The sequence below is a fragment of the Bradyrhizobium diazoefficiens genome (assembly GCF_016612535.1).
In the GTDB taxonomy this organism is placed as follows: domain Bacteria; phylum Pseudomonadota; class Alphaproteobacteria; order Rhizobiales; family Xanthobacteraceae; genus Bradyrhizobium; species Bradyrhizobium diazoefficiens_C.
Map to the genome: position 1 here is coordinate 2,650,882 of NZ_JAENXS010000001.1, position 13,756 is coordinate 2,664,637.

A 13,756-nucleotide genomic window follows, 5' to 3' on the forward strand; every position below is an offset into this window, starting at 1 on the left:
CGCTACGCAAGCCGCGACTTTTAAAAGAGCTTTTCGGAGCGTTGGATGACTTACGTCGTCACTGAAGCCTGCATCAAGTGCAAGTACACCGACTGCGTCGAGGTCTGCCCGGTCGACTGTTTCTACGAGGGCGAGAACATGCTCGTCATCCATCCTGACGAGTGCATCGACTGCGGCGTGTGCGAGCCGGAATGCCCCGCCGACGCCATCAAGCCGGACACGGAACCGGGCCTGGAAAAGTGGCTCCAGGTCAACGCCGACTACGCCAAGAGCTGGCCGAACATCACGCAAAAGAAAGAATCACCCGACGACGCCAAGGAATTCGACGGGATGGAAGGCAAGTTCGAGAAATATTTTTCTCCGAACCCCGGCTCCGGAGACTAAATTCCGGCGCAAACTTAACCCTAATACCTTCGTCAGCGTCGAAAACCAGCCCTGAAGACCCCTAAATCATTGATTTTTGCGGGAAATGTGCTATATTGGGCACATTAAGCTGAACCCGCGTCAGCCCAGTTGGCCCCGCCGGGTTCCCGTGAAACCAAATGTCGAACAGGGGCGTGGCAGTTTCCGCGCGCAGGCTGTGTCACAGAAAACGCGTAAAAAGAGTACTTCAGCGAGGGCTTCCCATAAGGAGGCCAAAAAAGTCGCCGCGGCCAGCCGTAGCGCATCCAAGGGTCGGGCCGCTACCAAGGCGCCGCCGGCTGCAAAGTCCTCGAAGAACAAAAGAAGCGCAATGCCTCACAAGACTGCCAAACCGGCCGCGAAAGCGACCGCTGCCAAGCCTGCTGTTGCCAAAGCTCCCGCTGCCAAGGCTTCGGCTGCCAAGCCTGTTGCTCCGAAGGCTCCCGTTGCTGCCGCCCCTGCCAAGGCACCCGTTGCTGCTGCCAAGCCGGCCGTGAAGGCCGCTGCACCCGCGCCGAAGGTCGAGGAAAAGAAGGTCGTGACCCAGCGCCAAGGCTTCAAGGCCAACGAATTCGTCGTCTATCCCGCTCACGGCGTCGGCCAGATCCTGGCCATCGAGGAGCAGGAGATCGCCGGTGCCAAGCTCGAGCTGTTCGTTATCAACTTCATCAAGGACAAGATGACGCTGCGCGTTCCGACCGCCAAGGTCATGAACGTCGGCATGCGCAAGCTGTCCGAGCCCGCGCTGGTGAAGAAGGCACTGGAAACGCTCAAGGGCCGCGCTCGCGTCAAGCGCACCATGTGGTCGCGCCGCGCCCAGGAATATGAAGCGAAGATCAATTCGGGCGACATCGTCGCGATCGCGGAGGTCGTGCGCGACCTCTATCGCTCCGAGTCGCAGCCCGAGCAGTCCTACAGCGAACGCCAGCTTTACGAAGCAGCGCTCGATCGTCTGTCCCGCGAGATCGCGGTGGTGCAGCACTCGACCGAGACCGAAGCGGTCAAGGAGATCGAGGCCCAGCTCGCCAAGAGCCCGCGCCGCACCGGTGCGAAGGCGGAAGCCGCCGACGGCGAGGCGGATGCCGAGGGCGATACCGACGAGGCCGATGGCGACGGTACCACGGTCGCCGACGAGGCTGCGTAAGCGTCTCGCGAGCATCGATCGTAAGCATCAAAAGCCCGGCCGGTTGGCCGGGCTTTTTGTTTGAGCGTGCGGTGGTGATCGGCTTTCGTGCGGGCGCGCGGTCAGGCCGAGAAACGGTCGCCGAACATCGGCAGGCCGCTGTGCAATTGCGCCTGCGTCGCCTCGGCCTGGATGACATCCCAATGCTCCGCGAGCATGCCATTCTTCAGCCGCACGATATCGGCAACGACCCATGCGGCCGGCGCGCCAATACCGCTGAACCGTCCATGGAGAGTGATGAGATCGCCGCTCGCCGCCGCGACGTGGTTCTCGTAGCGCAATGTAGCGGGCAGGCCCTTGACGAGGTCAAATAGCCCGTCACGTCCCGGCGGGATATGTGCGCTGTGCTGGATATGTTGCGCGGACCAGAGGTGCTCGGCCGCGACGTAGTCGCGCTGGTTGAAGAGCGTGTCGAACGCGTCGAGGACGAATTTGACGCGATGGTCTTGTTCCATCTTGACGTGTCATCCGTTACTTCCGCACCAGGGGAATCTGCAGATTGGTCGGACGGTTCTGCTCCGTATCGAAGCCGCGGCCATCGATGTTGCGGGCGCCCCAAAACAGCAGGTCGCCCCTGAGATAGACGAGATCGTATTCCATGAAGTTCGTTCCCTCCTTGAGACCGAAGGGCACGAAATCCTTGCCGAAGATGCTTTGGGGCGTGTTGACGGCCCATGGCGCGTATCCGGCCGCGGCGACCTTGTTGAGCAAATCGGCAAATCCCTGCGCCAGCGGCGTGACCTCGTACGCCTCGTCGGCGACGAAGTTGACTTTCTGCGCGCCCGGGGCGATCGGATGGCCGCCCTGCCACAGCATGTGGCCGCCGATCCTGATTAGCGCGAGCGGCACGGCGCCGTAGGGATCGGCCGAGTTGATGATCTCGAGTTCAAAATGGTCGGCCGCCAGATATTTGAAGGCACGCTTGAGATAAAACGGCTTGAGCGTGCCATCAGCATTCTTTGCCGCGCCCGGCCGCACCTCCGGCGCGATGCTTTCCCAACTTCCAAGCATCGCCTGCTTCAGCCCTGTCACATCCAGTTCCATGCCGTTTGCCTTTAATCGATTGTTGGGGGATTGCGCATCGGCTTCGCCAAATCCCGCCAGCGCGAGAATCAGCAGCGACACGCGAATGATCCTGGACATGCGGAGCTCGCTTCCGTTCAACGCCTGCGGCATGACCTGCCTGTCAGGCAGGTCTCGTTCACGACGATGGCTTGCTATAGAGGCGGCTGGTCATGCTGAAAAAGACTTTGTAAGCTGGTCCCATGCCTACGGGATATGGGGAATTGTGATGGAGCTTCGGCATCTCCGCTACTTCATCGCCGTCGCCGATGCAGGCAGTCTGACTGTTGCGGCCGAGCAGAAGCTGCACACGTCGCAGCCATCGCTCAGCCGGCAAATCCGTGACCTTGAGCAGGAGATCGGCGTTCCCTTGATGACCCGCGGCGCCCAGGGCATCGTGCTGACGGCGGCCGGGACGGCCTTTCTCGAACACGCAAGAATGGCATTGCTTCAGGCGGAGGCCGCGAAGGAAGCCGCGGTCCGCGCCGCGCAGCCACCAAATCCGGCTTTCTCGCTGGGATTTCTGTCGGGAGCCGAAATCGACCTGCTACCCGAGGTGGATCGCGTTCTGTGCGCCGCATTTCCCGGCATCGACATCCGCCTGTCGAGCGACTACTCGCCCTCGCTCGCCAAGGCCCTGATGCGGCGAAAACTCGATGCCGCCTTCATACGGCCGGAAGAGCACATGGAGGATCTGGCCTGCCGGCGCGTGCGCACGGATCCGCTGGTCTTCGTCTTTCCGAACGATCATCGCCTCGCGTTGCAAGCCGCCGTGGCGCCGCAGGAGATCGGGGGCGAGACCTTCTATCTCCCGTCGAAATCCGCACCTGCGGTGCGCCGCATCGTTCTTGATTATTTCAGCCGTGCCGGCATCGACCTGAAACCCGATCGCGAAGTGCACAACGTCGTCCACGCGATCTCGATGATCGCGTCGACGCGCGGCGTCATGATGCTGCCGGCCTACACGAAGCGATATTTGCCCGAGACGATCACCACCCGACCGGTGCAGGGAGAAGCCCCCATGCTCGACCTGGTCGTCGCCTACCATAAGGCGAACAAGTCTCCGATCCTGAAGCTGCTTCTCTCGGAGGCCGGCAAACTCGCTGGAGTGCCGTCCTAGAGTTACTTCACCGGCCGCTTCTCGAGCTTCCTTGCCAGCGTGCGCCGATGCATCCCCAGCCGCCTTGCTGCTTCCGAGATGTTGAAATCCGTCTCGATGAGCGTCTGGTGGATGCGCTCCCATTCCAGCGTCTTGATCGAGGTCGGCCGCACGTCCAGCGCGACCCCGGCGTTGCCTTCGGCCTTGTTGAACGCGGCCTCAATGTCGTCGGTGTTGGACGGCTTTGCGAGATAATGGCAGGCGCCCAGCTTGATTGCCTCGACGGCGGTCGAGATGCTGGCGAAGCCCGTCAGCACCACGATCAGCATGTCCTCGTCGTGGGTGTGCAGCAGCTCCACGCAAGCGAGACCCGAGGCGCCGCCGAGCTTGAGGTCGACCACGGCGTAGCCGAAGGATCGTTGCTCCAACACCTTGCGCACGTCGTCGATGGAGGCGGCGAGCACGACCTCGTAGCCGCGGCGCTCGAACGAGCGTTTCAGCGTGCGTGCAAAGCCTTCGTCGTCCTCGACGACGATGAGCGAACGGTCAGGCGTCAAAGCTGCCTCCGATCGCGAGGGTGGCGAGCGGCAGTGTCAGGCGGACGGTGGCGCCGCGTTTCCTGTGGTTCTCGGCAGTCACGCTGCCGCCCAGCTTGCGCACCACGTTCACCACCAGGAACAGGCCGAGCCCGCCCCCGGCGCGGCCCTTGCTCGACTGATAGGGCTTTCCGAGCTGTGCCAGCATTTCCGGCGCAAAGCCCGGGCCGCGATCGCTGATCGAGAGCACGAGACTGTCGCCTTCGCGCTCGGCGAGCAGTTCCACCCACTCGCGCGAGACCTCATAGGCGTTGTCGAGGACGTTGAAGATCACCTGCTTCAGCGCGATGTCGGAGACGATCGCGACGTCCTCGCCAAAAGTGTTGATGAAATAGAGCGTCTGCGCCGATCGTGCGTTGCGCCATTCCTCGACCAGTGCGGTGACGAAGGCTGTCACCGTCGTCGGCGACGATCCTTCGCCGCGCGCCTCGCCGGCCGACACCAGAATGCCCGTCACGATGGTCTTGCAGCGTTGCAGCGAGGTTTCCATCTCGGTGAGGTCCTCGGCAAGCTCCTGATCGGCGGCGAGATCGGGCATACGGCGCCAGTCGCTGAGGATGACCGAGAGCGAGGCGAGCGGCGTGCCGAGCTCATGCGCCGCGCCGGAGGCGAGCAGGCCCATGCGGACGATGTGGTCCTGCTCGGCGGCATGCTGGCGCAGTGCGGCCAGATGCGCATCGCGCTCGCGCAGGTTCCGATTGATGCGCGTCACGAACACGACCAGCAGCACGGCGTTGAGCGCGAAGCCCAGCAGCATGCCGGCGACGGTGAGCGTGTAGGTCTCACTGAGCGGATTCGGCGGCAGGATGAGCGGCCGGTAGGCCAGCGTCAGCCAGACAAAGCACGCACAGGTCAGGGCTACCAGCGACCAGGTCGAGCGTGCATCGAGCAGCACCGCGGCCAGCGTCACCTGGAGCAGAAACAGCGAGGTGAAGGGATTGGTGGCGCCGCCGCTCAGGTAAAGCTGTGCGGTCAGCGCCGCGACGTCGAGCATCAGCGCGACCAGCAGCTCGTTGCTGGAGACGGCGGCGCGATGGCGCACCCAGACCAGGCTCGACAAATTGAGCAGCACCAGCGCGCCGATCACCGCGCCCATCCGCTCCAGCGGCAAGGGGATGCCGAGCCAGAAATGCACGCCGCCGATGGTCACGATCTGGCCGACCACCGCGGTCCAGCGCAGCTGGATCAGCAGCGCCATGTTCTTGCGGTTGGTCTCGTTGTCGGTCGGTGCAGCGCCAATCAGCTCGCTGCGCGCGTCCGCCAGCGATTGCAGGGTGACGGCGAGCTCACCAAAATTGCTCCCATGGTCAGGTCGGTTCGACGATCGTTCCAGCATCTGATTCCGTCCTGCGGGCGGAGGTATCTGGGCCGCCGGCCGGTTCGTGGACGAAGCGCGTGCGGCGGAACAGTCCGCCGCGGAATGTGACGAGAAGTCGACCGGCCAGCTTGAAAGCCAGGGCAAACCACGTCAGCGCGTACATCAGGTGGTTATTGGGAAAGCGGACCACGGTCAATCCGCCGATTGGACCGCTGCCGGATTGTGATCCGGCGTCGGCGTCGATGAAGAAGGGCGCGACGCCGTGGAGGTCGCGCGCGGCCGCGATCGCCACGACATCCCGCGAATACCAGCGGTTGTGCTCGGGAACGTTGTTCCTGAGGAAGCCGCCTTTCGGCTCGGTCATCCGCAACAAGCCGGTGATCTCGACTGCGCCTTGCGGATTACCGTCCCGCCGCGTCGATGCGTCGCGTCGCTCGGACGGCACGAAGCCGCGGTTGATCAGGATAGCCGTGCCGTCGCTGCGCTCGAGCGGCGTCAGCACCCAATAGCCGGGGCCTTCCTCGGTGACGGCTTGAACCAGCGTCTCGCGGTCATGCAGGAAGCGGCCGGAGACGCTGACGTGCTTGTACTCGTCATTTGCGGCGGTAATGGCAGGCCACGATTTCAGCGAGGGGACGGGTTGCGCCGGGGCATGAATGCGCTGCTCGACACGCTCGATCAAAGCGAGCTTCCAGGCACGGCGTTCGACCTGCCAGACGCCGAGGGCCATCAGAACAGCGAAGATCGTGAGCGAGAGAGCCGTGAGCCACAAGGAAGAACGCACAGCCCTCGCAGGGCCGCGCGTTTCGCTTCCGTCCGGGCTCACGAGATCGTTCACTTCATTCCCGTCATCTCGTGGATCGGCATCATGTTGCTGTTGAGGTGGTTCATCACCCATAGCGAACCGGACAGCGCGATTGCGACCATGACGACGGTGAAGATCAGCGCCATCATGCTCCAGCCGTTCTCGGACTTGGGGCTCATGTGCAGAAAGTAGATCATGTGCACGACGATCTGCACGACCGCGAAGGCCATGATCACCAGTGCGGTGATCTGCTTGCTCGGCAGTGCACCGCTCATCACCAGCCAGAACGGGATTGCGGTGAGTACCACCGAGAGCACGAAGCCGAGCATGTAGGTCGAGAACGTGCCGTGGGCGTGGCCGTCGCCGTGGTGATGGTCGTCCGCGTGGGCGGCGTGGGTGTCGGTGTTCATCGCAGAACTCCCAGGAGATAGACGAAGGTGAAGACGCCGATCCAGACCACGTCGAGGAAATGCCAGAACATCGACAGGCACATCAAGCGACGGCGGTTGGCCTCGATCAGGCCGAAACGCCAGACCTGCGTCATCAGCGTCACCAGCCAGATCAAGCCGCAGGTGACGTGCAAGCCATGGGTGCCGACCAGGGTGAAGAAGGAGGACAGGAAGGCGCTGCGCTGCGGCGTGGCGCCCTCATGGATCATGTGGGCGAATTCGGTGAGCTCGATGCCGATGAAGGCCGCGCCGAACAGGCCGGTGATCAGGAGCCACATCTGCGTCTGGGCGATCTTGTTCTGCTGCATCGTCAGCATCGCAAAACCATAGGTGATCGACGACAGCAGCAGCATCGAGGTGTTCACCGCGACCAGGCTGAGGTCGAACAGGTCCTTCGGCGCGGGCCCGGCGGCGTAGTTGGCGCCGAGCACGCCGAAGGCGGCGAACAGCATCGCAAAGATGAGACAGTCGCTCATCAGGTAGATCCAGAAGCCGAGCGAGGTGCTGTAGCCTTCCGGATGCGGGTGTTCGTCGGCGAGATAGAAGATCGGCTCGCCGGTTTGCGAGGGATTGACAGCGACAGTCATTTACTTGGCCCTCGCGAGCAGTTTGGTGCGCGCGTCCTCGGTCCGGATGACGTCGTCAGCCGGAATGTCGAAGTCGCGGTGATAGTTGAAGGTATGACCGATGCCGACGACGAGCATCGCGGCGAAGCTCGCGGCGGCAAGCCACCAGATGTACCAGATCAGGCCGAAGCCCATCGCAGTGGCGAAGCCGGCGAGGATGATGCCGGTGCCGGTGCTGCTGGGCATGTGGATCGGCTTGAACCCGGTGAGCGGACGCTGGTAGCCGCGCTTCTTCATGTCCCACCACGCGTCATTGTCGTGAACGACGGGGGTGAAGGCGAAGTTGTAGTCCGGCGGCGGCGAGGAGGTCGCCCATTCCAGCGTGCGCGCATCCCAGGGATCGCCGGTGACGTCCTTGAGCTGCTCGCGCCTGAGGAAAGAGACCGCGAACTGCATCAGCATGCACATGATGCCGATGAGGACGAAGACGGCGCCGATCGCGGCGATGATGAACCAGATCTGGAGGCTGGGATCGTCGAACACGCGCAGGCGGCGGGTCACGCCCATCAGGCCGAGCACATAGAGCGGCATGAAGGCGAGGTAGAAGCCCGAGACCCAGAACCAGAACGACATCTTGCCCCAGAACGGATCGAGCCTGAAGCCGAACGCTTTCGGGAACCAGTAGTTGATGCCGGCGAAAGCACCGAACACCACGCCGCCGATGATTACGTTATGAAAGTGCGCGATCAGGAACAGGCTGTTGTGCAGGACGAAATCGGCCGGCGGCACCGCGAGCAGCACGCCGGTCATGCCGCCGAGCACGAAGGTCAGCATGAAGGCGATCGTCCACATCATGGGCAGCTCGAAACGGATACGGCCGCGATACATCGTGAACAGCCAGTTGAACATCTTCGCACCCGTCGGGATCGAGATGATCATCGTGGTGATGCCGAAGAACGAGTTGACGCTGGCGCCCGAACCCATCGTGAAGAAGTGGTGCAGCCAGACGAGGTACGACAGGATGGTAATGACCACCGTGGCGTAGACCATCGAGGTGTAGCCGAACAGCCGCTTGCCGGAGAAGGTCGAGGTCACTTCCGAGAAGATGCCAAAGGCAGGAAGAACCAAGATGTAGACCTCGGGATGGCCCCAGATCCAGATCAGGTTCACGTACATCATCGGGCTGCCGCCGAAATCGTTCGTGAAGAAATTAGTGCCGACGTAGCGGTCGAGCGCGAGCAGCGCGAGCACCACGGTCAGGACGGGGAAGGAGGCGACGATCAGGATGTTGGTGCAGAGCGAGGTCCAGGTGAACACCGGCATCCGCATCATGGTCATGCCGGGGCATCGCAGCTTGACGATGGTACAGATCAGGTTGATGCCTGACAACGTCGTGCCGACGCCGGCGACCTGCAGTGCCCAGATGTAATAGTCAACGCCGACGTCGGGACTGTAACCAATGTTCGAGAGAGGCGGATAAGCCAGCCAGCCGGTGCGGGCGAATTCGCCAATGAACAGCGAAGCCATCACCAGCACCGCGCCGCCGACCGTCATCCAGAAGCTGAAATTGTTCAGGAACGGGAAAGACACGTCGCGTGCGCCGATCTGCAGCGGCACGACGTAGTTCATCAGACCAGTGACCAGCGGCATCGCCACGAAGAAGATCATGATCACGCCGTGGGCGGTGAAGACCTGGTCATAATGATGGGCGGGCAGGAAGCCTTCGGAACCGTTGAATGCGAGCGCCTGCTGTGCGCGCATCATCAGCGCGTCGGCGAAGCCGCGCAGCAGCATCACGATGCCGAGGATCATGTACATGATGCCGATGCGCTTGTGGTCCACGGTGGTGAACCACTCGCGCCACAGATAGCCCCAGAGGCGGAAATAGGTGACGCCGGCGAACAGGGTGATGCCGCCGAGCGCGACCATCACGAAGGTGCCGACGAGGATCGGTTCGTGCAGCGGCAGCGAATCGATGCCGAGACGGCCGAAGATGAGCTTGAGAAGATCAGGAGACATGCGAGCTCTCTTTAGGAGTCTGACTTCAGGAGTCTGACCTCAGGAGTCTGACTTGGGAGGTTGTCCGAGGAAGATGGACGAGGACTTCAGCGGCGCGAAGGTCGGACGCTTCAGCCCGGCACCTAGGAGCGGCGCGGTGTCGAGGGGCGCCTTGATCGCGGCCGTGGTCGCCGCGCCTTGTGGCGCATCCGGCGTGCAGGTGCCGGCGACGAAGGTCGGCGCGGGCCCGAATGCGGTGCCGCGGCGGGCGTACTTGTCGTAGGCCAGCGGCAGGGTGTTATTCAGGCCCTCATGGCCGAGACCGCCCTTGGCGTCGATCGCCATCATCTCGCTCTGGCACATCTTGCCGGTCTCGACGCACATGTTGAGGATCAGGCGGTAGAGATCGGCATCGACCGTACCCCAGCGCCGCACGGGCTCGTTCTGGCTCGGCTTCTCGAGTTGGAGATATTCGGCGCGGCCGAGTGAGTCGCCCGTGGACTTGGCCTGCGCGATCCACTCATCAAAGGCCTTGTCGTCGAGACCGTGGAAGGCGAAGTGCATGCCGGAGAAACCGGCGCCGCTGTAATTCGCCGAAAAGCCCTTATAGGTGCCGGCGTGATTGATCACGGCGTGGAGCGACGTTTCCATGCCCGGCATCGCATAGATCTGTCCGGCGAGCGCGGGGATGTAGAACGAGTTCATCACCGAAGACGCGGTGATGTGGAAGTTGATCGGGCGATCGACAGGAGCTGCCAGATCGTTGACGGTGGCAATGCCGTAGTCGGGGTAGATGAAGAGCCACTTCCAGTCGAGCGCGACGACGTCGACGTCGAGCGGCGCCTTGGACTGGTCCACGGCGCGGTCGGCGTGGATCCGTCCGATGTTGCGATAGGGGTCGAGCAGATGCGTGCCCATCCAGGTCAGCGCGCCGAGGCACACGATGATCAGCAGCGGTGCGGACCAGATCACCAGCTCGAGGCTGGTCGAGTGGTCCCATTCCGGCTCGTAGCGGGCCGAGGTATTGGATTGGCGGTAGCGCCAGGCGAACAGCACCGTCAGGGCCATCACGGGGACGACGATCAGGAGCATCAGGACGGTGGAGATGATGACGAGGTCGCGCTGTTGCGCGGCGATGTCGCCGGCTGGCGCCAGCACGACGTAGTTGCAGCCGCTGAGCGCAACTGCCAGGGGTAGCAGCGCCAGGATCTTGAAACGGGACACGGGCCGGGCCTTTGAGAAATGAGTTTCTTTTGCGGGGCCAAGGGGTAGCTGCGGCGCAACAATTCCGACATTGGACAATTTGTCCAATGTTGCAGTGCGAAAGGTTGGGTCAGACAGAGGGAGATTGCCCGGCGCCCGCCGGGTGGTCGGCTTTGGTTTTCAGGACGTTAAGGGCGCACGCATGGCGACGGCACAGACCCCCGCAATGGCAGACCTCCACTCGGGCGAGCACGGCCACGACCAGGCCAGTCCCGGCGAGATCGCCATCGGCGTCATCATCGGCCGCACCTCGGAATTCTTCGACTTCTTCGTTTACGCGATCGCCTCGGTGATCGTGTTCCCGCGCCTGGTATTCCCGTTCACGAGCGAGCTGACCGGCACGCTCTACTCCTTCATGATCTTCGCCCTGGCCTTCATCGCCCGGCCGATCGGAACCGTCATTTTCATGACGGTGGATCGGGAGTACGGCAAGACGGCCAAGCTGGTCTCGGCGCTGTTTCTGCTCGGCACCGCCACCGTCGCGCTCGCGTTCCTGCCCGGCTATCACGACATCGGCGTTGCGGCGATCTGGCTGTTGGCGCTGGCGCGCATCGCGCAGGGTCTGGCCTGGGGCGGCGCCTGGGACGGCATGGCTTCGCTGCTGGCGCTGAATGCGCCGGCCTCGAAGCGCGGCTGGTACGCTATGGTGCCGCAGCTGGGGGCTCCGCTCGGTCTGATCGTGGCGAGCGCACTGTTCGCCTATTTCGCCGGCAATCTCTCGGCTGACGATTTCTTCGACTGGGGCTGGCGCTATCCGTTCTTCGTCGCCTTCGCCATCAACGTCGTGGCGCTGTTCGCCCGCCTGCGCATGGTGACGACGGAAGAATATGCCGCGCTGTTCGAGACCCGCGAATTGCAGCCCTCGCGCATCTCCGACACGGTCGCCCGCGAAGGCCAGAACATCATGCTCGGCGCCTTCGCGCCGCTCGCAAGTTTCGCGCTGTTCCACATGGTCACGGTGTTTCCGCTGTCCTGGGTGTTCCTGTTCACCCGCGAAAGCCCGGTACGGTTTTTGATCATCGAGATGGTCGCCGCCGTGTTCGGCGTCGCCGCGATCGTGGCCTCCGGCGTCATTGCCGACCGCGTCGGCCGCAAGTCGCTTTTGATGGGATCGGCGATCGCAATCGCCATCTACAGCGGCTTTGCTCCGCAACTACTCGATGCCGGCGCGTTCGGCGAAACCATCTACATGGTGATCGGCTTCATCCTGCTCGGCCTGTCCTTCGGACAGTCATCGGGTGCCATCGCCTCGAACTTCAAGCAGATGTACCGCTACACGGCCTCCGCGCTGACCTCGGACATGGCCTGGCTGTTCGGCGCCGGCTTCGCCCCGCTGGTCGCGCTGCTGCTCGCCACCAATCTCGGCGTCATCGCCTCGGGTGCCTATCTGCTCTCGGGCGCGTTCTGGACCCTGCTCGCCCTCTGGCTCAGCGGTCAGCGCGAGGCCGGTGACATGGACGCGGGGGGCTAAGGCAAACCAACAGGCAGTCCGTAGCCCGGATGGAGCGCAGCGTAATCCAGGAAGGTCCATTCGCGCGGCGAGAACCCCGGATTGCGCTGCGCTCCATCCGGGCTACGCCTCAATCCGTTACGATCTTCACGCGGTCACGCACCTTTACTTGCGCGGTATGATCGAGGCCGTTCAGCACGCGAAAGCGCTCGGCGGGATGGTCGACGCCGGCCATGCGGTGGGAAAGCGATTCCACGGTGTCGCCGGGCTGGACGGTGATGACCTTGATGCGCAGCGGACGCGCGGCCTGGATCTCCTCGAGGGTCAGGCGGCGGAATGAATTGACGGTCTCGCGCGCATTGCGCTCGCTCTCGGTCGACTTCTGCCGCGTGGCGAAGATGAAACGGTAGACGTCGCTGCCGAAGCGCAGCGCATAGACCTTGAACTGCCACTGGTCGCCCTTGGCGGTGGCAGACGCGGCCGGAAAACCGTTGATGGTGATGTCTTCGGTGGACGCCTTCTCGACGCCCTCCATCCAGCCCGAATTCAGGTAGTCGCCGAGCGACTGCTCGGCCGGCACGCGCACGACGTCGAAGCGCATCGCCTGCGAGCCGCCCTCGCGCACGCCGATTACCGCCTGTGCGGTGTTGTCGAGCGTGAAATTGTCCGGCGCCTGGAAGGTGAAGCCGAGCTTCGGATGCAGGAAACGCCGGCCGCGGACAAAACCCTCGCTGGGGTCTTCGCCATAGACGAGGTTGTCGATTGCGGCGAGGTAGCTCTCGCGATCGCGCTCGCCGCCTTCCGGGGCGACGTATTGCCGTGCGATGGTCTGCGCGTTCTGCACCCGCTCGGGCGTCGCCGGATGCGACGAGGTGAAATCCTGCGCGCGCGGATCGAGCGAGCTCTTGCCGGCCTTCAGCTCGGCATTGCGCTCCATTGCCGAAAGGAAGCGCGCGGCACCATAAGGGTCGAAATGAGCCTTGGCGGAAATGCCAACGCCCATGGCGTCAGCCTCGAACTCCTGATTGCGCGAAAAGCTCGCCATGGTGAGCTTGGTCTTGGCGAGCGCCAGCGCGGTGAGATCCGGATCGGTACTCATATCGGTGACGACGCGTGTGACGATTGCGGCCTGCCGCGCCTGGTCCTCGCGCATCGCAGCGTGCTTGGACAGCACATGCGCCATCTCGTGGCTGAGCACGGAGGACAATTCCGACGTATCACTCGCAAGCGCAAGAAGACCCCGGGTGACATAGAGCTGGCCGTTTGGCAGCGCGAATGCGTTGACCGCGCCGGAATTGAGGATGGTGACCTTGTAGCCCTGGTCGGGACGCTCGGAGGCCGCAACGAGCCGGTCGACGGTCTTGCTGACGAGTGATTCGAGCCGGGGGTCGTCATAGGCGCCGCCATAGCTCGCGAGAATGCGCTCGTGCTCCTTCTCGGTGGCAGGGGTCTGGGCGACGGCCGGCTTCGGCTTGGGCAGTGCGACGGTCGGCGGGGCCGTCGCGGTCTGGAACCGGCCCATGTCGCCGCATCCGGCGAGGGCCGTGCCCAGCACGAGGCAAAGC

The 13,756-nt window shown here is 63.3% G+C and carries 14 protein-coding genes; 4 read left to right on the forward strand and 10 right to left on the reverse strand.

Annotated elements, in window-relative coordinates:
* Positions 1-45: 45 nt before the first annotated feature.
* Both fdxA and JJE66_RS12460 read left to right on the forward strand, forming a co-directional pair.
* Positions 46-384, forward strand: coding sequence for a ferredoxin FdxA (gene fdxA, locus JJE66_RS12455; protein ID WP_148751923.1), 339 nt, complete (start codon positions 46-48; stop codon positions 382-384).
* A 349-nt stretch (positions 385-733) separates the two neighbouring features.
* The gene (locus tag JJE66_RS12460) at positions 734-1,546 is read left to right on the forward strand and encodes a CarD family transcriptional regulator (protein WP_200514553.1); all 813 of its coding nucleotides are present in this window, start codon (positions 734-736) and stop codon (positions 1,544-1,546) included.
* Positions 1,547-1,647: 101 nt separating this feature from the next.
* Here JJE66_RS12460 and JJE66_RS12465 read toward each other — a convergent pair whose 3' ends face one another.
* Both JJE66_RS12465 and JJE66_RS12470 read right to left on the reverse strand, forming a co-directional pair.
* Entirely contained in the window at positions 1,648-2,040 is a 393-nt protein-coding gene (locus JJE66_RS12465; protein ID WP_200514554.1) for a nuclear transport factor 2 family protein, read from the reverse strand.
* A gap of 16 nt (positions 2,041-2,056) precedes the next feature.
* Positions 2,057-2,728, reverse strand: a complete 672-nt coding sequence (locus tag JJE66_RS12470) for a hypothetical protein (protein ID WP_246756164.1) — start codon at positions 2,726-2,728, stop codon at positions 2,057-2,059.
* Positions 2,729-2,876: 148 nt separating this feature from the next.
* Between JJE66_RS12470 and JJE66_RS12475 the strand changes: the two genes are divergently transcribed.
* The gene (locus JJE66_RS12475; RefSeq protein ID WP_200514555.1) at positions 2,877-3,767 is read left to right on the forward strand and encodes a LysR substrate-binding domain-containing protein; all 891 of its coding nucleotides are present in this window, start codon (positions 2,877-2,879) and stop codon (positions 3,765-3,767) included.
* A 2-nt stretch (positions 3,768-3,769) separates the two neighbouring features.
* Here the strand turns inward: JJE66_RS12475 and JJE66_RS12480 are convergent, their stop codons facing one another.
* From JJE66_RS12480 to cyoA, 7 genes are all read right to left on the reverse strand, one after another.
* Positions 3,770-4,303, reverse strand: coding sequence for a response regulator transcription factor (locus tag JJE66_RS12480; protein WP_200514556.1), 534 nt, complete (start codon positions 4,301-4,303; stop codon positions 3,770-3,772).
* A complete protein-coding gene (locus tag JJE66_RS12485; RefSeq protein WP_200514557.1) occupies positions 4,293-5,678 on the reverse strand; it encodes an ATP-binding protein in 1,386 nt (461 codons plus the stop codon). The genes JJE66_RS12480 and JJE66_RS12485 overlap by 11 nt, the downstream gene beginning before the upstream one ends.
* Positions 5,650-6,390 carry an SURF1 family protein gene (locus JJE66_RS12490; protein ID WP_409362832.1) on the reverse strand — a complete coding sequence of 247 codons (741 nt, stop codon included), beginning with the start codon at positions 6,388-6,390 and terminating at the stop codon, positions 5,650-5,652. The genes JJE66_RS12485 and JJE66_RS12490 overlap by 29 nt, the downstream gene beginning before the upstream one ends.
* 104 nt (positions 6,391-6,494) lie before the next feature.
* Positions 6,495-6,875, reverse strand: coding sequence for a cytochrome o ubiquinol oxidase subunit IV (gene cyoD / locus JJE66_RS12495; RefSeq protein WP_200514559.1), 381 nt, complete (start codon positions 6,873-6,875; stop codon positions 6,495-6,497).
* Positions 6,872-7,501, reverse strand: a complete 630-nt coding sequence (gene cyoC / locus JJE66_RS12500; protein WP_200514560.1) for a cytochrome o ubiquinol oxidase subunit III — start codon at positions 7,499-7,501, stop codon at positions 6,872-6,874. The genes cyoD and cyoC overlap by 4 nt, the downstream gene beginning before the upstream one ends.
* Complete coding sequence (gene cyoB, locus JJE66_RS12505; RefSeq protein WP_200514561.1) at positions 7,502-9,499, reverse strand: cytochrome o ubiquinol oxidase subunit I; 1,998 nt, start codon at positions 9,497-9,499, stop codon at positions 7,502-7,504.
* Positions 9,500-9,538: 39 nt separating this feature from the next.
* On the reverse strand, positions 9,539-10,702 hold the full coding sequence (cyoA, locus tag JJE66_RS12510) for a ubiquinol oxidase subunit II (RefSeq protein ID WP_200514562.1): 1,164 nt from the start codon (positions 10,700-10,702) through the stop codon (positions 9,539-9,541).
* Positions 10,703-10,883: 181 nt separating this feature from the next.
* Here cyoA and JJE66_RS12515 point away from each other — a divergent pair, with 181 nt between their 5' ends.
* A complete protein-coding gene (locus JJE66_RS12515) occupies positions 10,884-12,212 on the forward strand; it encodes an MFS transporter (protein ID WP_200514563.1) in 1,329 nt (442 codons plus the stop codon).
* Between the two features lie 109 nt (positions 12,213-12,321).
* Here the strand turns inward: JJE66_RS12515 and JJE66_RS12520 are convergent, their stop codons facing one another.
* On the reverse strand, positions 12,322-13,713 hold the full coding sequence (locus JJE66_RS12520) for a M48 family metalloprotease (protein WP_210349670.1): 1,392 nt from the start codon (positions 13,711-13,713) through the stop codon (positions 12,322-12,324).
* Between the last annotated feature and the right edge of the window lie 43 nt (positions 13,714-13,756).